Here is a 20,847-nt window from a genome sequence, read left to right as displayed (position 1 = left end):
GGCGCCTTTGGGGAGGGGAGCAGGCATGACTGACGACAGCCTTTGGTTGGGACGGATGCGCGGACCGGTGAAGATGGCCGCATTGGGCTTTGCCGCCCTGGTGGGAGTGATCTTTGCCTGGATGGTGCTGAGCAACGTTTTCTCTGCCGACCCCTACACCATGTTCGACATGATCCGCCCGGCGGGCAAGCCGCTGGTGCAGGTGATGCTGGTCGCGATCTGCGGCCTGCTGCTTTTCACGTCGATCTACCTTTCGGATTTCAAGGGCGCCATCGAACCTGCGGCGGACGGCTTTTTCGACGTGGTGTCGCTGGTCTGTTCGCGGCTGGCGATGATCGCCACGGGCATGATCGTGCTGGTGATGTTCTACGAGGTGGTCTCGCGCTACGTCTTTTCGGCGCCAACCCTCTGGGCAAATGAACTGTCGCTCTGGATCGCGGCCTTCGTGTTCCTCTTCGCCGGGCAATACGCCATGCAGCAGCGCAGCCATATCCGCATCTACGTCATCTACGACATCATGCCACGCTGGATGCAGAAAACCGCCGACGTGATCTCGGTCGGGCTGATCTGCACCTTTTTCTTTGCGCTGGTCTATGGTGGCTACAACGACGCCCTGCGCCGGATGCTGCGGATGGAGACCTTTGGCACCGCCTGGGATCCGCCCATTCCGGGTACCGTGAAACCCGCCATCCTGTTCATCATCCTGCTGGTGACGATCCAGGCGATTTCGAACCTAATCGCCGACTGGAACAAGGCCCCCGAACACCACAGCCCCGCCGACGAGATCGACGAGGACGAGATCGAAAAGATCCGCGCCACGCTGGAAAAGAAGGACTAACACGATGGTCGATATCGGCACCCTCAGCCTGATCGTGCTGCTGGCGATGTTCGCGCTTCTGGCGATCGGTATGCCGCTGGGCTTTGCCTCGGCCTTTCTGGCCTTCGTCACGCTGGTGCTGAAGTTCGACGTGGACATCCTGTTCCGCACCTTCGGCCAGGGACCGATGTCGGTGCTGGGCCAGGCGGTCTATCGCCAGATGACCAACTATGTGCTGATCTCGGTGCCGCTGTTCATCTTCATGGCCGCGTTGCTGGAACGATGCGGCATCGCGCGCGACATGTATTCGTCGCTCAATGTCTGGCTGTCGCGCACCCGCGGCGGCATCGCCATCGTCACCTCGATCATGGCGGTCATCATGGCCGCGATGTCGGGCATCATCGGCGGCGAGGTTGTGCTTCTGGGCCTGATCGCGCTGCCGCAGATGCTGCGGCTGGGCTATGACCAGAACCTTGCCATCGGGACGATCTGCGCCTCTGGCTCGCTCGGCACGATGATCCCGCCGTCGATCGTGCTGATCTTCTACGGGCTGGTGACCGAAACCTCGATCAAGGCGCTGTTCACCGCGTCGTTCCTGCCGGGGTTCATGCTGGCCACGTTCTTCATCCTCTACATCGTCATCCGCACACGGATGAACCCGAGCCTCGCGCCCCTGCCCGAGCCCGACCCGAACGATCCGGCGGGCCGCGAAAAGGGGCTGATGTTCCTGGGCTTCCTGAGCCGCCTGGGTATGTGGGTCACCGGCGTGCTGCTGCTGCGGGCGCTGTTCTTCACGGTGCTGGGCCAGAACGTCGTGACCGAAGGGGTCGATCCGATCCCGCTGGGCATGGTGTCGGACATTCCCTGGCTGATCGGTGCCTTCGTGATCTTCGCGTTGATTGTCTTTGTCGTCGTCGGACGCGAGCGCACGGCGACGGGCTGGGAAATGGGCAAGGGGCTTGTTGCGCCCACCGTCGTCATCGGCGTGGTGCTGGGGTCGATCTACGGCGGCATCACCGGCATCACCGAAGCGGCGGGCATGGGCGTGGTGGCGGTCTTTGTGATCGGGCTTTTGCGGCGCGAAATGACCTTCGACATTGTCTGGGACAGCCTGATGCGCACGCTGCGCTCGACCGGGACGATCATCTGGGTGACCATCGGCGCCGCGGCACTGGCCGCCGCCTACACGCTGGCCGGCGGCCCGACCTATGTGGCCAACATGATCGTCGGGGCGGATCTGCCGACGATGGGTGTGATCCTGGCGATGATGGTCATTTTCCTGATCATGGGCATGTTCATGGACTGGATCGGCATCGTGCTGCTGATCATGCCGGTGTTCCTGCCCATCGTCGTGCGGCTGCCCGCGGAAGAGATCGGATGGCTGGGCCAGGTCGATCCGCGCTATGTCCCGATCTGGTTCGGCGTGGTCTTCTGCATGAACATGCAGGTGAGCTTTCTGTCGCCGCCCTTCGGGCCTGCGGCCTTCTACCTCAAATCCGTGGCGCCGCCGCATATCTCGCTCACCGACATCTTCCGGGGCTTCCTGCCGTTCATCGCCCTGCAGCTTCTGGCGCTGTCGGTGCTGCTGATCTGGCCGCCCATCGTCACCCTGTTTCTCTGATCGCGTCGCCGCGGGCCGGGGGACTCCCCGGCGTGACGCCGCGCGGCAAACCGAAGGTCGCCCATGACAACCGTCAGACTGTCCGATGATGACAACGTGGTCACCGCCGTCACCGCCCTTGAGGTCGGGCAAGAGGGAGCGACCCAACTGATCCCGCGCGGCCACAAGATGGCCACGCAGAACATCGCCAAGGGGGCAGCGGTGCGCAAATACGCGCAAGTCATCGGCTATGCGGCCGAGGATATCGCCACTGGCGCGCATGTGCATACGCACAACCTCGACTTCCGCGCCGTCGATACGGCCTATGAATTCGGCACCAACCTGCGCCCCGTCGCCCCCGCCGCCAGCGCCGATACCTTCATGGGCTACCGCCGTGCCGGCGGTCGGGTCGGCACGCGCAACTATCTGGCGGTGCTGACATCCGTGAACTGTTCAGCCACCGCCGCGCGGCTGATCGCACAGAATTTCACGCCCGAACGCCTGGCCCCTTATACCAACGTCGACGGCGTCGTGGCCTTTGTGCACGGCACCGGCTGCGCCATGGGCGGCGATGGCACCGGGTTCGAGGCGCTGCAACGCACGCTTTGGGGCTATGCCCGCAACCCCAACGTCGGCGGCGTGCTGATGGCCGGGCTGGGCTGCGAGATGATGCAGATCGACTGGCTGATCGAGGCCTACGGGCTGACGCCGGGGCCGCTTTTTCAGACGATGAACATTCAGGACGTGGGCGGGCTGCGCAAGACGGTCGAGATGGGGATCGCCAAGATCGAGGCGATGCTGCCGCTGGTCAACGATGTCAGCCGCGAACCCTGCCCCGCATCCGAGCTGATGGTCGCGCTGCAATGCGGCGGGTCTGACGCCTGGTCGGGCATCACCGCGAACCCGGCGCTGGGGCACGCCTGCGACCTGCTGGTGGCCCAGGGCGGCACCGGGGTGCTGGCCGAGACGCCGGAAATCTACGGCGCCGAACACCTGCTCACCGCCCGGGCCGCCGCGCCCGAGATCGGTGAAAAGCTGATCGGCCTGATCCGCTGGTGGGAGGATTACACCGCCCGCAACCGTGGCAGCATGGACAACAACCCCTCCCCCGGGAACAAAAAGGGCGGTCTGACCACGATCCTCGAAAAATCTCTGGGCGCAGCGGCCAAGGGCGGCACCACGCCGCTGATGGGGGTCTACAACTACGCCGAACCGGTGACCGCGCGCGGCTTTGTCTTCATGGACAGCCCCGGCTACGATCCGGCCAGCGTGACCGGGCAGATCGCGTCAGGCTGCAACCTGGTGGCCTTTACCACCGGGCGCGGATCCGCCTTTGGCGCGAAACCCAGCCCCTCGATGAAGATCGCCACCAATACAGAGATGTATCGCCGGCTGAGCGATGACATGGACATCAACGCCGGGCGCATCCTGTCGGACGGCGTCCCGGTCGAAGAGGTCGGCCGCGAAATCTACGACGCCTGGCTGCGCATCGCCTCGGGGGAGCAGACCAAATCCGAGGTGCAGGGCCTTGGCGATTATGAATTCGTGCCCTGGCAGATCGGGGCGGTGATGTAGCGCCGCCGCGTGACATCAAGGACCAGAAAGGGAACGTAACATGAGCACAGCGAAGATCGGATTTATCGGCTTGGGCCTGATGGGCGAGGCGATGGCGGGTTGCCTGCAGGGCGCGGGCTATGCCGTGACCGGCCTTGCCAACCGCGACCGTACCGGCATCGACAAGGTGTTGGAGCGTGGCGGGGCTGAGGCCGAGAATGGCCGCGCCTTGGCCGAGGGCAGCGATATCGTGATGCTCTGCGTCGGCACCTCCGATCAGGTCGAAAGCCGCATCTATGGCGACGATGGCGTGCTGGCGGGCGCGCGCGACGGTTTGGTGGTGATCGACTTCGGCACCTCCCTGCCCTCGTCCACGCTGCAGATCGGGGCGGATCTGGCGGAAAAGGGCGCGGCCTATCTGGACGCGCCGCTGGGCCGCACACCGGCCCATGCCAAGGACGGACTGCTCAACATCATGTGCGCGGGCGACCGGGCGGCCTTTGACAGTGTCAAGCCGGTGCTGGATGTACTGGGCGAAAACGTCTTTCACCTGGGCAAGCTGGGCAACGGCCACACGATCAAGCTGATCAACAATTTCTATGCCATGACCACCGCCTGCGCCATGGCCGAGGCGTTTGCCATGGCCGATGCCGCCGATATCGAGCGACAGGCGCTCTACGACGTGATCGCGGCCGGTCCCAACCATTCCGGCATGATGGATTTCATCAAGAACTACGCCATCGGCGGTCAGATTGATCTCGCGTTTTCCGCCGCCAACGGCTGCAAGGACGTGGGATATTACGCCGCGATGGCCGAGGATCTGGGCAAGCAAAGCCGCATGTCCGTCGCCGCCCTTGGCACCCTGACCGAAGTGCGCGACGGCGGGTCGGGCGACCTCATGGTGCCACAGATCACCGACTGGATGGTCGCCAACCTGGGCAAGCCCAAGTCATGAGGCTGCAGGGCAAGCGGGCCTTCATCACCGCCGCGGCACAGGGCATCGGGCGCGCCACGGCCGAAGCGATGATCCGCGAAGGGGCCATCGTGACGGCGACGGACATCAACGCCGACCTGCTGGCCGATCTGGAGGGGGCGACGACCGGCCGGGTCGACGTGCTGGACCGCGCCGCGCTTGAGGCCGCGATACGCGAGGCCGATCCCGAGATCCTCGTCAACTGTGCGGGCATCGTGCACGCGGGCACGATCCAGCAGGCGACGGATGATGACTTTGCGCTGGCGATGAACCTCAATGTCCGCTCGCAATTCGTGGCGATCCAGGCGGCGCTGCCTGCCATGCTGGCGCGCGGCGCGGGCAGCATCGTGAACATCGCATCGGTCGCGTCGACCCTGATGGGGGTCAGGAACCGCTTTGCCTATTCCACGTCCAAGGCGGCGGTGATCGGGCTCACCAAATCGGTCGCGATGGATTTCATCGCCACCGGCATCCGCTGCAACTGCATCGCCCCCGGCACGGTGGACAGCCCGTCGCTGCACGACCGTCTGCGCGCCACCGGGGACTATGACCAGGCGATGGCCGATTTCGTCGCGCGTCAGCCCATGGGCCGCATCGGCAGCAGCCCCGAAATCGCCGATCTGGTGGTGTACCTGGCCAGCGACGAAAGCCGCTACATGAGCGGCCAGTGCCTGACCATCGACGGCGGCATGTCGCTTTAGCGCGCCATGTCGGGCCCCGTCCCCCCGCGCGAGGAACGCACCGCCGCGGGCGTCGCGATGATGGCGCTGGCGGTGGTCTTCTTTACCTGCATCGACACCTCGGCCAAGTGGCTGAACCTCGCCGGTTTTCCGGTGATGCAGATCGTCTTTGCCCGCTATGCCGGGCATCTGGTCTATGCCAGCGCGCTTTACCTGCCGCAGGAGGGGCTGAACGCCTTCCGCTCGAACCACGCGCCAAAGCAGTTCCTGCGCTCGCTCTTCCTGCTGGCCAGCACGGTGCTGAACTTTCAGGCGCTCAAGTATCTGCCCATCACCGTGACCACGACCATCGCCTTTGCCGGTCCCATCGTCGTGACGCTTCTGGCGATCCCGATCCTGGGGGAAAAGGTCGGCATCCGCCGCCTTTTGGCGGTCTGCACCGGCTTTCTGGGCGTTCTGGTGGTGGTTCAGCCCTGGGGCGCCGAATTTCACCCCGCAATGCTGTTCAGCCTTGCCGCGCTCTTCTTTGCGTCGATGTATTTCGTGATGACGCGGATGCTGGCCGGGGTCGACAGCATCGCCACGCAACAGCTCTGGTCAAGCGCGCTTGCCACCGCGATCCTGACGCCCTTTGCCTGGTATGTCTGGAGCTGGCCGGAAACCGCGGGCCAGCTGACGGTGCTGCTGATCATCGGGGCCTTTGGCGCGCTGGGGCATATCTGCGTGACCATCGCGCACCGCTGGGCCGATGCGTCGATCCTGGCGCCCTTGATCTATTCGCAGATTTTCATGGCGGCCTTTGTCGGCATCCTGATCTTCGACACGTATCCGACGATCTATACGCTGGGCGGCGGGTCGATCATCATCGCGTCGGGCATCTACATCTGGCACCGCGAACGCGGCAAGGGGGCGGTGCCCCGGCCCCCGCACCCCTGAAAGGTCCCCCATGGCACGGATCATATCCATCGAGGTCGATTGCTACGCCCTGCCGCTCGCCGAGGTGCTGACCGACGCGATGCACGGCGATCACACCCATTTCGAACTCGTGACCGTGCGCGTCACGACCGAGGCTGGCGTCACCGGCACCGGCTACACCTACACCGGCGGCAAGGGCGGTCAGGCGATCGGCGCGATGATTCAACACGATCTTGTCCCTTTCCTGACCGGCAAGGACGCCGCCGATGTGGAAGGGCTTCATGACGCGATGGGCTGGCACGTCCATTACGTCGGACGTGGCGGCATCGCGTCCTTTGCCATTTCGGCGCTCGATATCGCGCTTTGGGACATTCGCGGGCGCGAAAGTGGCCAGCCGCTGTGGCGTATGGCCGGTGGCACGGCGCAGCGCTGCGGCGCTTATCGCGGCGGCATCGACCTGCACGACCCGCTGCCCAAGCTGCTGCGGTCCGTCGAAGGCTACCTCGAAGCCGGGTTCAACGGGGTGAAGATCAAGGTCGGGCATGGCGATCTGTCGGTCGATTTGGAGCGTGCTGCGGCGGTGCGTGACCTGATCGGACCGGACGTCGCTTTCATGGTCGATGCCAATTACGCGCTGGATGTCGACCGCGCCAAGATCGCCGCCCGGGCCTTTCAGGAGTATGATATCCTGTGGTTCGAGGAGCCGATCGAACCCGACAACTACCGCGGCTACGGCGAAATCGCCCGCGACACCGGCTGCCCGCTGGCGATGGGGGAAAACCTGCACACCCTGCACGAATTCGGCTTTGCCTTTCGAGATGCAGAGCTGTCGTTCATCCAGCCGGATGCGTCGAATTGCGGCGGGATCACCGGCTGGCTGCGGGTGGCGGAGCTTGCAAAGGAGCACGGCGTGCCGGTCTGCAGCCACGGCATGCAGGAACTGCACGTGAGCCTCGTTTCGGCCCGGCCCAACCCCGGCCTGATCGAGGTGCACAGCTTTCCCATCGACAGCTTTACGACCCGCCCGCTTGTGGTCGAAGATCACCTGGCCGTGGCCCCCGACACCCCCGGGACGGGCGTGGAATTCGATTGGGAAAGGTTGGAAGCGGAACGGCTTTGAGCTGCGCCAGCGAAACGGGGTTGGTGCGCCGACCTCGCGCGAACAGCGGCCAAAGGCCGCCGCGCGATCGCCAGACCGCCCCCCGGGCTGGCGATTGGTTGACGAACGCGCTCCGCGGACCGATCTTTCGGATGTGGCTGGCATAAAGTGCGCCGCATAGCGTTTGGATCGCCACCCCGCGGTCTGGCAATTATTCGTCAATCTGAAGTTGGCAAAGCTCGAAAATTACCCCCGCCCGATATAGGGCATGTGGCTGGCCATCACCGTCATGAACTGCACATTCGCCTCGAGCGGCAGCGACGCCATGTGCAGCACCGATGAGGCGACATTGTCCACGCTCATCACCGGCTCCACCGCGATGGACCCGTCGGCCTGCGGCACGCCCGAGGTCATCTTGGCCGCCATGTCGGTCAGCGCGTTGCCGATGTCGATCTGCCCGCAGGCGATGTTGAACGGCCGCCCGTCCAGCGACGTGCTGCGCGTCAGCCCGGTGATCGCGTGTTTCGACACGGTATAGGCCACCGATCCCCAGCGTGGCACATAGGCCGACACCGATCCGTTGTTGATGATCCGGCCACCCTGCGGGTCCTGATGACGCATCACCCGGAACGCAGCGCGCGCGCAGATGAAGCTGCCGGTCACGTTGATGTCGATGAGAGTGCGCCAGTCCTCGACCGAGACTTCGTCAACCGGCGCCCCCTTGAGCGACACGCCCGCATTGTTAAAAAGCGCGTCCACCCGGCCCCAGGCCGATACCGCCTTGTCAAAGGCCGCATCGACCTGCGCCGCGTCGGTGACGTCGCAGGGCAGAATCAGGGCGTTCTCGTTGCCCTCAGCCGTCTCTTCCAGCGCGCTTTCGCGGCGGCCCACCAGACCGACCTGCCACCCGGCTTCAAGAAAGGCTCTGGCGGTCGCCTGCCCCACGCCGCTGCCGGCGCCGGTGATGATGATGGTGCTCATGTGGTCCCTCCCCGGGGCGATTGGATCAGTGGTTGTCGCGCGGCAGATGGCGCGCGACCTTCTGGTAGGCCGTGGCCAGCTCGAGACAGCCGCCATCGGCCAACTGCCCGACATGGCGGCGATAGATTTCCTGCCAGGGCGTGTGGCTGACGATCTCGGGCGCGGTCCAGGCCTCCTTGCGGGCCTGCCATTCGTCCTCGGGCACCAGGGCGTTCATCTGCGACGCGTTGAGGTCCAGCCGCACGGTGTCGCCGGTCTGCAGATAGGCCAGACCCCCGCCCACCACCGCCTCGGGCGAGGCGTTGAGGATCGAGGGGCTTTCCGAGGTGCCCGACTGGCGGCCATCGCCGACCGTGGGCAGGTGCCGCACGCCTGCGCGGATCACCGCGTCTGGCGGCTGCATGTTCACCACCTCGGCCGATCCGGGATAGCCGACACAGCCGACGCCGCGAATGAACAGAATGGTGCGTTCGTCGATGCCAAGGTCCGGATCGTTGATCCGGTCGTGATAATCCTCGGGGCCTTCGAAGACCACGGCGCGCGCCTCGTAGACGCCTTCATTGCCCGGCTCGGACAGGAAGCGTTTGCGGAAATCGTCGGAAATCACGCTGGTCTTCATCAGCGCGCTGTCGAACAGGTTGCCCGACAGCACCTTGAAGCCCGCATTCTGGCGCATCGGCGCGTCGTAGGTCTTGATCACGTCGTGATCGACGCTTTCCTTGCCGTCCAGGTTTTCGCCCATGGTCCGGCCCGTGGCGGTCATCGCACCCTCGTGAAGGCGGCCCGCCTTGCGCAGTTCGGCCATCACCGCAGGCACACCGCCCGCACGGAAAAAGCTTTCGCCCAGGTATTCGCCCGCGGGCTGCATGTTGACCATCAGCGGCACGTCGAAGCCCACGGTCTGCCAGTCCTTGACGTTAAGCTCTACCCCGACGTGCCGGGCCACCGCCTGCAGGTGCGGCGGCGCGTTGGTCGACCCGCCGATGGCGGAATTGACGACGATGGCATTCTCGAACGCCTCGCGGGTCAGGATGTCCGACGGTTTGAGGTCATCCAGGACCATCTGCACGATCCGCTTGCCCGTCTCGAACGCCATGGTCATGCGTTCGCGGAAGGGGGCCGGGATGGCGGAATTGCCGGTCAGGCTCATGCCCAGCGCCTCTGCCATCGCATTCATCGTGGACGCGGTGCCCATGGTGTTGCAATGCCCCAAGCTCGGTGCCGAAGAGCACACCCGGCTCATGAATTCCTCGTAGTCGATCTTGCCTTCCGACAGAAGCCGACGGCTTTCCCAGACGATGGAGCCCGAGCCGGCGCGCTTGCCCTTCCACCAGCCGTCCAGCATCGGCCCGCCGTTGAGCGCGATGGCCGGGATGTCGACCGTGGCCGCGCCCATCAGCATGGCGGGTGTGGTCTTGTCACAGCCGGTGGTCAGCACGACGCCATCGATGGGATAGCCATAGAGCACCTCGACAAGGCTCAGGTAGGCCAGGTTGCGGTCAAGGGCGGCGGTGGGGCGTTTGCCGGTTTCCTGAATCGGATGCACCGGGAATTCCATCGGGATGCCGCCCGCCTCGCGGATGCCGGCCTTGATCCGGTCCATCAGGAACACGTGGATCTTGTTGCAGGGCGCGATGTCGCTGCCGGTCTGGGCGATGCCGATGACGGGGCGTTCGGATTGCAGTTCCTCGCGCGAATATTCCTGGTTCTGGTAGCGTTCCAGGTAAAGCGCCGTCATGCCCGGGTTGTTGGGATTGTCGAACCATTCCTGGCTGCGGAAACGCTTGTTGGCGCGGGTGTCTGACATGATCCGGCTCCCCCTCGTTGGATCTGCGGCGCGACTTGATGCGCGTCCGGTCTTTGGACCACCATTTCAATTTGGTATACCATTTGCAAGAAGAAACCCGCCCCGGGATCGCTGCGCGATGCGAGAGACCAGTCTCTCGCGCTCTCTGAGGTTATTTGAAACCGAAGAAGGGGGCGGGTCAGGGTTTGGTGAAGGCGCTTTTCACACCGGCGCTGGCCTGGGTCTTGAAGATGGAGCTGTTGTCGGGCGCGGGGGGCAGCGGCATATGCACGGGCACGTCGGCCATGCGCGGCGTCAGGCAGGGTTTGCCGGTGATCATGCGGTCTTGCAGATCCACCCAGAACCGTTCCTGCCCCAGCGCGTGAAAGTACGAACTGGCGCCCAGCAGCGGCCAGGCATCGGCGCGGGCCGCCTCGAAGAACAGGATCAGCCGGGCACGGTCGCTGACATTGGGGGCCGAGCCGTGCAGCGTGCGCACGTGATGCACGGTCATGCTGCCAGCGCGCCCGGTGAGGGCCACCGCCCGGTCTGGGTGAAAGGCCGGATCGTCGGGGCTGATGGCCCCGGCGAAGACGCCGTTGACATGGTGGCTCAGCATCGGCTCGCGGTGGGTGCCCGGCACCACCAGCAGCGGGCCGTTGTCCAGACCGACATCTTCGAGCATCAGACCAAAGGCCAGCAGGTCGTCGTTGGTATGCGGGTAGAAGGCCCAGTCCTGGTGCCATTCGACCGCCGCCCCGCCGCCTGGCGCCTTGGTGTTGAGCTTCGAGGTGAGCAGCGTCGTGTCGGGCCCCAGCAGGTCGGTCAGCACCTCCGTCACGGCGGAGTTTGTCAGGATCTCCCAGAAATAGGGATCGCGCTTGTGCGGGATCTTGATCCGGGTCAGGCGCGGCGCATCGGCGCTGTGGCCCACGTCCAGGTCATAAACCTCGTTGCTTTGCCCGACATCGCGCGATGCGTCGATAAGCGCATAGGTGATGTCCTGCAGCCGCTTGAGCCGCGCGGGCGTCACCACATCCTCGACCATGAGGTAGCCGTTTTCGGCGTAGAAAGCCTTTTGCGCGTCGCTGAGCATCAGGTTTTGCCTTTCTCGACCTCCTCGGCCATGTCGATGCCGTTGAGCCGCGCCACATGGTCCGACAGCATCGGGACATAGTCGCCGCCCTGCCCGATGGCGTCGACATGGGCAAAGTAGTGGCGCGCGGCGGCGGCCATGACGTTGACCACGCCCGCATCGGCGGCCATGGCGTTGACATAGCGCAGATCCTTGCTGGCATTGGCGATCGAGAATTTGTGCGCGTCGCGGTCGCGCCCGACGGCATAGCGCATGAAGGTCTCGAAGAACCCGTTGCTCAAACGGCTCGACCCGATGACCTGATTGACCTGCTGCGGGGTGATGCCGACCTTGGCCCCCAGCACCACCGCCTCGGTATAAAGCGAGGCGTAGCCCATGGAGATGAAGTTCATCAGCAGCTTCATCTTGTGGCCGTTGCCGGTGGGGCCGACGTGGTTGATGTTGCCGGCCCAGCAGTCCAGCAGCGGTTTGACCTTTTCAAAGATCGCATCTTCGGCGCCGACCATGGCGTCAAGCGTGCCGTCCTCGGCCTCTTTCGGGGTGCGGCCCAGTGGCGCGTCGACCATGTGGCCACCTTTTTCGGCCAGCTCCGCCGCCAGCGCGAGCGTCGAAGTCGGGTCGGCGGTGGTGGCATCGACGACGATCAGCCCGTCCTTCATACCGGCAAGAATGCCGTCGGGACCACGCATCACCTCCTCGACCTGGGGCGAATTCGACAGGCAGATGTGGATGATGTCGCAGGCCTTGGCCATCGCCTTGGGGCTTTCCGCCTCGACCGCGCCCTGCCCCACCAGGTCGTCCACCGGCGTGCGGTTACGGTTGCCCTTGATGTGCAGCGGATAGCCCGCCTGCAAGATGTTCCTGGCCATGCCGTGGCCCATGAGGCCCACGCCGATAAAGCCGATGGTGGGTTTGTCGGTCATGGTCTGGATCCTTTCAAAGACTTGCGGAAATGCCGCCGTCGACGAACAGCGTGTGGCCGTTGACAAAGCTCGCGGCGTCCGAGGACAGGAAGACGCAGGCGCCCACCAACTCTTCGACGCGGCCCCAGCGGCCTGCGGGGGTGCGCTTTTCCAGCCAGGCGGAAAACTCCGGATCGGCGACGAGGGCGGCGTTCAGGGGCGTATCGAAATACCCCGGCGCGATGGCGTTGCAATTGAGCCCGAAGCGCGCCCAGTCGGTAGCCATGCCCTTGGTCAGGTTGGCGACGGCGCCTTTGGAGGCGGTGTAGGGCGCGATGCCCGGTCGGGCCAGCGCGGTCTGGACCGAGGCGATGTTGACGATCTTTCCGGCCCCGCGGGCGATCATGTGCCGCGCGGCGGCCTGGCCCACGTAGAAGGCGGAATTGACATTGGTCCGCATGAGCCTGTCGAAGGCATCGACGGGGAATTCGGCCAGCGGCGCGCGGTGCTGCATCCCGGCGTTGTTGATCAGGATGTGGATCGGGCCGGTGGCGTCCTCGTATCCGTCGATGGCGGTGGCCACGGCGGCCGCATCGGTCACGTCGAAGACCATCGTGTCGACGCTGTGCCCATCGCCGCGCAGACGCTCTGCCGCGGCTTCGAGGTCGTCGCCGTTGCGGGCGTTCAGCACCAGACGCGCGCCTGCCTTGGCCAATCCGCGCGCCAGTGCAAAGCCGATGCCCTTGGAGGACCCGGTCACCAGCGCGGTGCGCCCCGTCAGATCGAATGCCGGCATATCTCCCCCTGTGCTGCCCCTGGCGGCGGTTGACAATTGCCGTCAAAGCCGCCTTGATGAAAATGGTATACCATTCGCAAGTCATTGCAAGGGAAACCCCAGCCGGTGAGGTTCGACCGATGAAAGCCCTCTATGCCCATGCGGCGCACGACCTGCGGCTGGCCCCGTGCGAGACCGCCCCGCCGGGACCCGGAGAGGTCGTGGTGCGGATGGAGCGGGGCGGCATCTGCGGATCGGACCTGCATTACTACAACCACGGCGGATTTGGCGCGGTGCGTCTGCGCGAGCCGATGATTCTGGGCCACGAGGTTGCAGGTCGGATCACCGCGCTGGGTGACGGGGTGGAGGATCTGGCGGTGGGCGATCTGGTGGCGGTGTCCCCTTCGCGGCCCTGCGGGACCTGCACCGAATGCCTGCGCGGGTTGCCGAACCAATGCCTCGACATGCGGTTCTATGGCTCTGCCATGCCGTTCCCGCACATCCAAGGCGCGTTCCGCGACAGCCTTGTCGCACAGGCGGCGCAATGCGTGCGCGCCGATGGGCTGAGCGCGGCAGAGGCGGCGATGGCCGAACCGCTGTCGGTGGCGCTGCACGGGGTGCGACAGGCGGGCGAGATGCTGGGCCGCCGGGTGCTGGTCACCGGCTGCGGGCCGATCGGGGTGCTGGTGATCCTGGCCGCGCGCCGTGCCGGGGCGGCGGAAATCATCGCGACGGATATTGCCGACACTGTGCTGGAGTTTGCGCGCGCGGCGGGGGCCGATCAGGTTTTCAACACCGCGACGCACCCCGACGCGCTGGCCCCCTACACCGCCGGCAAGGGCACGCTTGACGTGCTGTTCGAATGTTCCGGTGCGCAGCCCGCGCTGGTCGCGGGCATCGCCACCCTGCGGCCCCGGGGTCGGATCGTGCAACTGGGCCTGTCGGGCGACATGAGCCTGCCGATGATGATGCTGACCGCGCGCGAACTGACCCTGACCGGATCGTTCCGGTTTCACGAAGAATTCGCCATCGCCGTCGGCATGATGCAGCAGGGGCTGATCGACGTCACGCCGCTCATCACCCACAGCTTTGCGCTGGAGGATTACGCACAGGCCTTTGCCATGGCCGGGGATCGCAGCCAGGCGATGAAGGTACAGTTGGAGTTTCCGCCATCCTGACCTTTGCGCTGGCCGTTCTGTTCCTGATCATCACGCCCGGTCCTGGGGTTCTGACCACGGCGGGCTTTGGTGCGGCCTATGGCTTTCGCCCGTCGCTGAAATACGTGCTGGGGCTGTTTCTGGGCACCAACCTGGTGATGCTGGCGGTGATGACTGGCCTCGCGGCGGTGCTGCTGTCGGTGCCGTGGCTGCGCACGTTGCTGATGATCGCGTCGGTCGGGTATCTGATCTATCTCGCCGGACGCATCGCCTTTGCCGGATCCAAAGTGTCGTTCATCGCCGCGACCACCGCGCCCGGCGTGCTGGGCGGGATCATGCTTCAGGCGATCAACCCCAAGGCCTATGCGGTCAACACCTCGCTCATCACCGGGTTCAACTACGCGCCCGACAACCTTTTGTTCGAACTGATCACCAAGGCGCTGATCATCAACACGATCTGGATCCCGCTGCATCTGGGCTGGCTCTGGGCCGGGGTCGCGCTGCACCGGCTCGACCTCGCCCCCGGCACGCAGCGGATCATCAATGTGCTGATGGCGCTGTCGATGCTGGGCGTCGCGGCGCTGGCGCTTTGGTCAACCCTGCAGGAGCAACGCTGACATGACCCGCACACCCCTTCCCGCCCCCCTGCCCGGCGCCTGCCTTGTGGGCCGCGTCTGGCGGCCCGGCATCGGTCCGGCTCTGGTCCGGCTGGACGAGGACGCGCTGCGCGACATCACCTGCCGCGATGTGCCGACGATGCAGGCACTGCTGGAAACCGACGATCCCGCCGCCACCGCGCGGACGCTCGACGGGCCAGTGATCGCGACGCTGGAGGAGCTGGCGGCGGCATCGGACCCCGACGCAGGCGCCGATGATCTGCGGCTGCTGGCGCCGCCCGACCTGCAGGCGATCAAGGCCAGCGGCGTGACCTTCGCCGCCTCCATGGTCGAACGGGTGATCGAGGAACAGGCCGCCGGCGATCCCGGCCGCGCCGAAGCGATCCGCACCAAGGTGGGTGCGGTGATCGGCGACAGCCTGTCGGGCATCACCCCCGGATCGGCAGAGGCGATGCGGATCAAGGAGGTGCTGCTGGCCGAAGGGCTCTGGTCGCAATACCTCGAGGTCGGGATCGGCCCGGACGCCGAGGTCTTTACAAAATGTCCGCCCATGGCCGCCGTGGGCTGGGGTGCCGCGGTGGGCCTGCACCCGATTTCCAAATGGAACAACCCCGAACCCGAGATTGTGCTGGCGGTGTCGTCCACGGGACGGATCGTCGGCGCGACGCTTGGCAATGACGTCAACCTGCGCGATGTCGAAGGACGCTCCGCGCTGTTGCTGGGCAAGGCCAAGGACAACAACGCCTCCTGCACCGTCGGGCCGTTCCTGCGGCTTTTCGATGAGGACTACACGCTTGACCACGTGCGCCGCGCCGATCTGACGATGCAGGTCGCGGGTGCGGACGGCTTTGTGATGGATGGCGCGTCCTCGATGACCATGATTAGCCGCGATCCCGCCGACCTTGTGGCACAGACCATCGGGCCGCATCACCAGTATCCCGACGGCGTCTTTCTGTTCCTGGGCACGATGTTCGCGCCGGTGCAGGACCGTGACGGACCCGGCCAGGGATTTACCCACCACGCCGAGGATACGGTCACCATTTCCGAACCGTCGCTGGGCGCGCTGCGCAACACCGTGCGGCTGTCGACGGATTGCCCGGAATGGACCTTCGGCACCGGCGCGCTGATGCGCAACCTTGCGGCACGCGGGCTTTTGTGACGCCACAGACTAACATCCGGGCCGCACGGCACCGGCAACAATAAGGGGGAGAGGACATGCACATCCTGATTATCGGCGGCGGCGGCGTTGTCGGCCAGAAACTCGCCGGTGCGCTGGCCAGGCGCGGCAGCCTGCGGGGCCAGGAGATTTCGCGCCTGACGCTGGCGGATATCGCCGAGCCGCAGATCGTCACCGGCACGGGATTTCCGGTGCAGGCGGTGACCTGCGACATTTCGAACGCCGGATCGGTCGCGGACTGCGTCACGCAAGATGTCGACGTGATCTATCTGCTGGCCGCGATCGTGTCGGCCCATGCCGAAGAGGATTTCGAGGCGGGCTACCAGATCAACATGATGGGCACGCTCAACGTGCTGGAGCGGTGCCGCGCCCTGGGCACCAAACCGGTCGTGGTCTTCACCTCCTCGGTCGCGGTCTACGGCGGCGAGGTGCCCGATCCGATCCTCGATCACACCTTCCTCAACCCGCAGACATCCTATGGCGCGCAAAAGGCCATCGGCGAGCTGCTGCTCAACGACTACAGCCGCAAGGGCCATGTCGACGGGCGCGGCTTCCGGCTGCCGACGATCTCGGTCCGGCCCGGCAAGCCCAACCGCGCGGCGTCAAGCTTCATGTCCTCGATCCTGCGCGAACCGCTGAACGGGCAGGAAGCGGTCTGCCCGGTGGACGAGGATTTTCCGCACTACTACCTCAGCCCGCGCAAATGCGTGGAAAACCTTGTGAAGGGCGCGGAACTCGACGCCGCCGATCTGGGGCAGAACCGCTGCATGATGATGCCGGGGCGGATGTGGACCATCCGTCAGGTGATCGAAGCGATGACGGCAGTGGCGGGGCCGGAACCGGCCAGGCTGATCCAATGGCAGGCGCAGCCCGACATCCAGGCCATCGTCAAGGGCTGGCGCTATGACCTGCGCCCGGAAAAGGCGCTGAAGCTGGGTCTTCAGGCGGACGACAGTTTCGAGGACAACATCCGCTACTACCTCGAGGACGACAAACCCGCGGCCTGACCGCCGCGCCCCACGGCTTTCACCGAAAGGCAGGTCACGAATGCCCTCCAACATCGCAGTTTTCGGCCTTGGCTCCATGGGCTTCGGCATGGCACGCAACCTCGTCAAGGCCGGACATGTCACGCATGGCTTTGACATCAACCCCGATGCCGTGGCGCGGTTTCAGGCTGAAGGCGGCGCGCCCGGGTCGCTGGCCGACTGCGCCGAAACGCTGGATGCGGTGGTGATCGTCGTGCTGAACGCGGCACAGACCGAAACGGTGCTCTTTGGACCTGACGGGGTTGCGCCACTGCTTGCGCCGGGCACCGTCGTCGTGGCCTGCGCCACCGTCCCGCCCGAAGCCGCGCGCGACATGGCGGCACGGTCAGAGAAAGCAGGCCTGCACTATCTTGACGCGCCGATCTCGGGCGGGTCGGTCAAGGCAGCGGCGGGTACGCTCAGCGTCATGGCCTCGGGCACCGCAGAGGCCTTTGCCAAGGCGAAACCGGTGCTTGACGCCACATCAGAGACGGTGTTCGAACTGGGCGATGCCGCCGGGGCCGGATCAGCGATGAAGGCGGTGAACCAGCTTCTGGCAGGCGTGCACATCGCGTCGATGGCCGAAGCGGTGACCTTTGGCATGACGCAAGGCGTGACACCCGACAAGTTTCTTGAGGTGATCAGCAAATGCGCGGGCACCTCTTGGATGCTGGAAAACCGGATGCCGCATATCGTGGCGGGCGATTACACGCCGCATTCGATGATCGACATCTGGCTCAAGGATCTGGGCATCGTGCTGGATATCGCAAAATCCGCGAAGTTCAGCGCGCCGATCACCGCCGCTGCGCTTCAACAGTTCCTGGCCGCCTCCGGCTCGGGCTTGGGGCAAGAGGATGACGCGGCGCTGGCCAAGGTCTATGCCCGCAACGCTGGGCTGACCCTGCCGGGGGACGGCTGATGCTGCTGGGCTGTATCGGAGACGATTTCACCGGATCCTCCGACCTGGCCAACACGCTGGCCAAGGAAGGCATGCGCGTGGTGCAGTACACTGGCGTGCCCGACCGCCCCGCCGACGCTGAGGTCGAGGCCGGTGTGATCGCGCTCAAATCCCGCTCGATCGCTCCGGACAAGGCGGTGAAACAGTCGCTGGCCGCGCTCGACTGGCTGCGCGCGCAGGACTGCACGCAGATTTTCTTCAAATACTGCTCGACCTTCGATTCCACGCCCGACGGCAACATCGGCCCGGTGGCCGAGGCGTTGGCAGAGGCACTCGACGCGCACCGGATTATCGTCTGCCCGGCCTTTCCGGGCACGGGGCGGTCGATCTATCAGGGGCATCTGTTCGTCAACGATGTGCTGCTGAACGAAAGCGGCATGCAGAACCATCCGCTGACCCCGATGACCGATGCAGACATTCGCCGCTGGCTGGAGCCGCAAACATCCCTGGCCGTGGGCCATGTCGGCGCGTCCGCCGTGTTGCAAGGGGCCGAGGCCATCGGCAAGGCGCTGGACGCCCAGCATGAAGGCGGCAAACGCCTGATCGTCGTCGATGCCCTGCGGGACGCCGACCTGCGCGAGATTGGCACGGCGGCGGCGGACCTGCCGCTGATCACCGGCGGGTCGGGCGTGGCGCTGGGGCTGCCGGCGAACTTTGCCGCCAAGGGGCTGATCGCGGGCACCGGCACCGGCTGGCGCGGGCAACAGGGCAAATGCGTGGCGCTTTCTGGCTCGTGCTCCAACGCCACGCGGGCACAGGTGGCGCGGCACGCCGAAACCCACCCGGCGTTCGAGATCGACGCCGCTGCCGTGATCGGGGGCGCGGTGACCGCCGAAACCGTGGCGGACTGGCTCATGCAGTCGGACGGCATCCCGCTAGCCTACAGCTCTGCCGATCCGGCGGTCGTTGCCGAGGTGCAAAAGCGGTTCGGGCGCGAAGCTTCGGCAGAGGCGCTGGAAGGGCTTTTCGCCGAGGTCGCGCGCAAGCTGGTCGCGGCGGGCGTTCCGAAAATCCTCACCGCGGGCGGCGAAACCTCGGGCGCGGTGGTCGAGGGGCTGGGGCTCGAACGGCTCGAGATCGGGCCCGAGATCGACCCCGGCGTGCCTGCCCTGCGCGCGGGTGACGATTTGGTGATCGCGCTCAAATCCGGGAACTTCGGTGCGCCGGATTTCTTCGCCAAGGCGGCCGCGGTGCTGGAGCGGGACGCATGAGCGACACCGCGCTGCGCGAACAGATCTGCCTGCTGGCCAAGTCGATGTTCGACCGGGGGCTGACGGGTGGGTCGACCGGCAATATCTCGGCCCGGACCGTGGATGGCGGGCTGCTGGTGTCGCCCACCGGCACCAGCTTTGGCCGGCTGGACCCCGCGCGCCTGTCGCATTTCGACGCCTCGGGGCGGCTGATCGGCGGCGATCCCCCGACCAAGGAAATGCCGCTGCATTCGGCCTTTTACGACACCCGCAGCACGGCGGGCGCGGTGGTGCATCTGCATTCGTGCCATTCCGTCGCCTGGTCGATGATGCCCGATGTGGACCCCGACAATTTCCTGCCGCCGCTCACCCCTTACGCGATCATGAAACTGGGGCGGGTCAAGCTGTTGCCGTTCTTCCGCCCCGGCGATCCGGCCATGGGCGACGCGGTGCGCGGCCTTGCGGGCAAGCGCAGTGCCGTGATGCTGGCCAACCACGGCCCCGTCGTCGCGGGCAAGGATGTTGAGGCCGCGTGCAACGCCATCGAAGAGCTTGAGGATACCGCGCGCCTCGCCATGCTGCTGCGCGGTGTCCCCACCCGGATGCTGAGCGACGATGAGGTGGCCGACATCGTCACGCATTTCGATGTGGAGTGGGACACATGACACGCTTTTCCGCCAACCTGGGCTTTCTCTGGGCCGACCGCCCCCTGCCCGATGCCATCCGCGCCGCCCATGCGGCGGGCTTTGACGCGGTGGAATGCCACTGGCCCTACGCCGTGCCCGCGGCAAAGGTGAAGGCCGCGCTGGATGACACCGGCCTGCGGATGCTGGGCCTCAACACCCGGCGCGGCGACACTGACGTCGGCGAAAACGGCCTGTCCGCCCTGCCCGGGCGCGAGGCCGAGGCGCGCGCCGCGATTGACGAGGCGCTGGCCTATGCGCGGGGCGTGGGCGCGGGCAAGGTGCATGTGATGGCCGGTTTTGCAAGCGGCGCAGAGGCGCATGCCACCTTTGTCGCCAACCTGCGCTATGCCTGCGACGCGGCCCGGCCCCATGACATCGGCATCCTGATCGAACCGCTCAACCGCTACGACGCACCGGGGTATTTCCTGAGCACGACGGGACAGGCCCGCGCCATCATCGAGGAGGTTGCCTCCGACACGCTCGCGCTGATGTTCGACTGCTACCACGTGCAACTGACCGAAGGCGACCTGACCCACCGGCTGCGCGATCTGGCGCCGCTCATCGGGCATATCCAGTTCGCCTCGGTCCCCGACCGCGCCGCGCCGGACCGGGGCGAGGTGAACTACGCTTATGTCTTCGGGGTCATCGCCGACATGGGTTATACCGCGCCGCTCGGGGCGGAATACAAACCCGGAGGCGACACCGACGCGACGCTGGGCTGGTTGGAGGTCCTGCGATAGGGGGCGTCTGAACTTGGGCGGCTGAGACTGTACGCTTCGTGTCGGCGGCACCGGTTGACACCGGGGCGCGATCCGCTCATCGTTTGGTATACCATTTCGCGCCCCGACCGGCGCCCCAG

The 20,847-nt window shown here is 65.7% G+C and carries 20 protein-coding genes; 15 read left to right on the top strand and 5 right to left on the bottom strand.

Annotation, left to right across the window (positions count from 1 at the left end):
• Positions 1 to 25: 25 nt before the first annotated feature.
• From ACOXXX_RS02860 to ACOXXX_RS02830, 7 genes are all read left to right on the top strand, one after another.
• The gene (locus tag ACOXXX_RS02860; protein WP_422825038.1) at positions 26 to 838 is read left to right on the top strand and encodes a TRAP transporter small permease subunit; all 813 of its coding nucleotides are present in this window, start codon (positions 26 to 28) and stop codon (positions 836 to 838) included.
• Positions 839 to 842: 4 nt separating this feature from the next.
• On the top strand, positions 843 to 2,438 hold the full coding sequence (locus ACOXXX_RS02855) for a TRAP transporter large permease (RefSeq protein ID WP_422825037.1): 1,596 nt from the start codon (positions 843 to 845) through the stop codon (positions 2,436 to 2,438).
• A 63-nt stretch (positions 2,439 to 2,501) separates the two neighbouring features.
• The gene (locus ACOXXX_RS02850) at positions 2,502 to 3,992 is read left to right on the top strand and encodes a UxaA family hydrolase (RefSeq protein WP_422825036.1); all 1,491 of its coding nucleotides are present in this window, start codon (positions 2,502 to 2,504) and stop codon (positions 3,990 to 3,992) included.
• Positions 3,993 to 4,032: 40 nt separating this feature from the next.
• A complete protein-coding gene (locus ACOXXX_RS02845; protein ID WP_422825035.1) occupies positions 4,033 to 4,926 on the top strand; it encodes an NAD(P)-dependent oxidoreductase in 894 nt (297 codons plus the stop codon).
• Positions 4,923 to 5,645: an SDR family oxidoreductase gene (locus ACOXXX_RS02840; protein ID WP_422825034.1), complete on the top strand. Its 723-nt coding sequence runs from the start codon at positions 4,923 to 4,925 to the stop codon at positions 5,643 to 5,645. Before ACOXXX_RS02845 ends, ACOXXX_RS02840 begins: the two co-directional genes overlap by 4 nt.
• A gap of 6 nt (positions 5,646 to 5,651) precedes the next feature.
• Positions 5,652 to 6,560: a DMT family transporter gene (locus ACOXXX_RS02835; RefSeq protein ID WP_422825033.1), complete on the top strand. Its 909-nt coding sequence runs from the start codon at positions 5,652 to 5,654 to the stop codon at positions 6,558 to 6,560.
• Positions 6,561 to 6,570: 10 nt separating this feature from the next.
• Positions 6,571 to 7,659, top strand: coding sequence for a mandelate racemase/muconate lactonizing enzyme family protein (locus ACOXXX_RS02830; RefSeq protein WP_422825032.1), 1,089 nt, complete (start codon positions 6,571 to 6,573; stop codon positions 7,657 to 7,659).
• A 225-nt stretch (positions 7,660 to 7,884) separates the two neighbouring features.
• Here ACOXXX_RS02830 and ACOXXX_RS02825 read toward each other — a convergent pair whose 3' ends face one another.
• The 5 genes from ACOXXX_RS02825 to ACOXXX_RS02805 all read right to left on the bottom strand — a co-directional run bounded on the left by ACOXXX_RS02825 (position 7,885) and on the right by ACOXXX_RS02805 (position 13,199).
• Positions 7,885 to 8,619: an SDR family oxidoreductase gene (locus ACOXXX_RS02825; protein WP_422825031.1), complete on the bottom strand. Its 735-nt coding sequence runs from the start codon at positions 8,617 to 8,619 to the stop codon at positions 7,885 to 7,887.
• Between the two features lie 25 nt (positions 8,620 to 8,644).
• Positions 8,645 to 10,426: an IlvD/Edd family dehydratase gene (locus ACOXXX_RS02820; RefSeq protein ID WP_422825030.1), complete on the bottom strand. Its 1,782-nt coding sequence runs from the start codon at positions 10,424 to 10,426 to the stop codon at positions 8,645 to 8,647.
• Positions 10,427 to 10,604: 178 nt separating this feature from the next.
• Positions 10,605 to 11,501, bottom strand: a complete 897-nt coding sequence (locus ACOXXX_RS02815; RefSeq protein ID WP_422825029.1) for a phytanoyl-CoA dioxygenase family protein — start codon at positions 11,499 to 11,501, stop codon at positions 10,605 to 10,607.
• Entirely contained in the window at positions 11,501 to 12,424 is a 924-nt protein-coding gene (locus tag ACOXXX_RS02810) for an NAD(P)-dependent oxidoreductase (protein WP_422825028.1), read from the bottom strand. Before ACOXXX_RS02810 ends, ACOXXX_RS02815 begins: the two co-directional genes overlap by 1 nt.
• Positions 12,425 to 12,437: 13 nt before the next feature.
• Positions 12,438 to 13,199, bottom strand: a complete 762-nt coding sequence (locus tag ACOXXX_RS02805) for an SDR family oxidoreductase (protein ID WP_422825027.1) — start codon at positions 13,197 to 13,199, stop codon at positions 12,438 to 12,440.
• A gap of 119 nt (positions 13,200 to 13,318) precedes the next feature.
• On the opposite strand from ACOXXX_RS02805, the gene ACOXXX_RS02800 reads away from it, so the two are divergent.
• Genes ACOXXX_RS02800 through ACOXXX_RS02765 form a run of 8 tightly spaced genes read left to right on the top strand, consistent with a single transcriptional unit; the run spans position 13,319 to position 20,728 of the window.
• Positions 13,319 to 14,356 (top strand): L-idonate 5-dehydrogenase, encoded by a 1,038-nt coding sequence (locus tag ACOXXX_RS02800; protein ID WP_422825026.1) that lies wholly within the window; start codon positions 13,319 to 13,321, stop codon positions 14,354 to 14,356.
• Positions 14,350 to 14,952 carry a LysE family translocator gene (locus ACOXXX_RS02795; RefSeq protein ID WP_422825416.1) on the top strand — a complete coding sequence of 201 codons (603 nt, stop codon included), beginning with the start codon at positions 14,350 to 14,352 and terminating at the stop codon, positions 14,950 to 14,952. The genes ACOXXX_RS02800 and ACOXXX_RS02795 overlap by 7 nt, the downstream gene beginning before the upstream one ends.
• Before the next feature lies 1 nt (position 14,953).
• Positions 14,954 to 16,111 carry a fumarylacetoacetate hydrolase family protein gene (locus ACOXXX_RS02790; protein ID WP_422825025.1) on the top strand — a complete coding sequence of 386 codons (1,158 nt, stop codon included), beginning with the start codon at positions 14,954 to 14,956 and terminating at the stop codon, positions 16,109 to 16,111.
• Between the two features lie 56 nt (positions 16,112 to 16,167).
• The gene (gene denD / locus ACOXXX_RS02785) at positions 16,168 to 17,136 is read left to right on the top strand and encodes a D-erythronate dehydrogenase (protein WP_422825024.1); all 969 of its coding nucleotides are present in this window, start codon (positions 16,168 to 16,170) and stop codon (positions 17,134 to 17,136) included.
• A 40-nt stretch (positions 17,137 to 17,176) separates the two neighbouring features.
• Complete coding sequence (gene ltnD / locus ACOXXX_RS02780; protein ID WP_422825023.1) at positions 17,177 to 18,073, top strand: L-threonate dehydrogenase; 897 nt, start codon at positions 17,177 to 17,179, stop codon at positions 18,071 to 18,073.
• Positions 18,073 to 19,323: a 3-oxo-tetronate kinase gene (otnK, locus tag ACOXXX_RS02775; protein ID WP_422825022.1), complete on the top strand. Its 1,251-nt coding sequence runs from the start codon at positions 18,073 to 18,075 to the stop codon at positions 19,321 to 19,323. The genes ltnD and otnK overlap by 1 nt, the downstream gene beginning before the upstream one ends.
• Positions 19,320 to 19,967: an aldolase gene (locus ACOXXX_RS02770; RefSeq protein ID WP_422825021.1), complete on the top strand. Its 648-nt coding sequence runs from the start codon at positions 19,320 to 19,322 to the stop codon at positions 19,965 to 19,967. The genes otnK and ACOXXX_RS02770 overlap by 4 nt, the downstream gene beginning before the upstream one ends.
• Positions 19,964 to 20,728: a hydroxypyruvate isomerase family protein gene (locus ACOXXX_RS02765; protein WP_422825020.1), complete on the top strand. Its 765-nt coding sequence runs from the start codon at positions 19,964 to 19,966 to the stop codon at positions 20,726 to 20,728. The genes ACOXXX_RS02770 and ACOXXX_RS02765 overlap by 4 nt, the downstream gene beginning before the upstream one ends.
• Positions 20,729 to 20,847 lie beyond the last annotated feature (119 nt).

Source organism: Thalassococcus sp. BH17M4-6 (assembly GCF_049323015.1).
GTDB lineage: Bacteria > Pseudomonadota > Alphaproteobacteria > Rhodobacterales > Rhodobacteraceae > Puniceibacterium.
The sequence above is the reverse complement of the archived record's forward strand: the minus strand, read 5'-3'. Positions and strand labels throughout refer to the sequence as shown.

Coding starts and splice junctions, on each gene's coding strand:
- ACOXXX_RS02860 (WP_422825038.1), top strand. CDS start 26: ATGACTGACGACAGCCTTTGGTTGGGACGGATGCGCGGACCGGTGAAG.
- ACOXXX_RS02855 (WP_422825037.1), top strand. CDS start 843: ATGGTCGATATCGGCACCCTCAGCCTGATCGTGCTGCTGGCGATGTTC.
- ACOXXX_RS02850 (WP_422825036.1), top strand. CDS start 2,502: ATGACAACCGTCAGACTGTCCGATGATGACAACGTGGTCACCGCCGTC.
- ACOXXX_RS02845 (WP_422825035.1), top strand. CDS start 4,033: ATGAGCACAGCGAAGATCGGATTTATCGGCTTGGGCCTGATGGGCGAG.
- ACOXXX_RS02840 (WP_422825034.1), top strand. CDS start 4,923: ATGAGGCTGCAGGGCAAGCGGGCCTTCATCACCGCCGCGGCACAGGGC.
- ACOXXX_RS02835 (WP_422825033.1), top strand. CDS start 5,652: ATGTCGGGCCCCGTCCCCCCGCGCGAGGAACGCACCGCCGCGGGCGTC.
- ACOXXX_RS02830 (WP_422825032.1), top strand. CDS start 6,571: ATGGCACGGATCATATCCATCGAGGTCGATTGCTACGCCCTGCCGCTC.
- ACOXXX_RS02825 (WP_422825031.1), bottom strand. CDS start 8,619: ATGAGCACCATCATCATCACCGGCGCCGGCAGCGGCGTGGGGCAGGCG.
- ACOXXX_RS02820 (WP_422825030.1), bottom strand. CDS start 10,426: ATGTCAGACACCCGCGCCAACAAGCGTTTCCGCAGCCAGGAATGGTTC.
- ACOXXX_RS02815 (WP_422825029.1), bottom strand. CDS start 11,501: ATGCTCAGCGACGCGCAAAAGGCTTTCTACGCCGAAAACGGCTACCTC.
- ACOXXX_RS02810 (WP_422825028.1), bottom strand. CDS start 12,424: ATGACCGACAAACCCACCATCGGCTTTATCGGCGTGGGCCTCATGGGC.
- ACOXXX_RS02805 (WP_422825027.1), bottom strand. CDS start 13,199: ATGCCGGCATTCGATCTGACGGGGCGCACCGCGCTGGTGACCGGGTCC.
- ACOXXX_RS02800 (WP_422825026.1), top strand. CDS start 13,319: ATGAAAGCCCTCTATGCCCATGCGGCGCACGACCTGCGGCTGGCCCCG.
- ACOXXX_RS02790 (WP_422825025.1), top strand. CDS start 14,954: ATGACCCGCACACCCCTTCCCGCCCCCCTGCCCGGCGCCTGCCTTGTG.
- denD (WP_422825024.1), top strand. CDS start 16,168: ATGCACATCCTGATTATCGGCGGCGGCGGCGTTGTCGGCCAGAAACTC.
- ltnD (WP_422825023.1), top strand. CDS start 17,177: ATGCCCTCCAACATCGCAGTTTTCGGCCTTGGCTCCATGGGCTTCGGC.
- otnK (WP_422825022.1), top strand. CDS start 18,073: ATGCTGCTGGGCTGTATCGGAGACGATTTCACCGGATCCTCCGACCTG.
- ACOXXX_RS02770 (WP_422825021.1), top strand. CDS start 19,320: ATGAGCGACACCGCGCTGCGCGAACAGATCTGCCTGCTGGCCAAGTCG.
- ACOXXX_RS02765 (WP_422825020.1), top strand. CDS start 19,964: ATGACACGCTTTTCCGCCAACCTGGGCTTTCTCTGGGCCGACCGCCCC.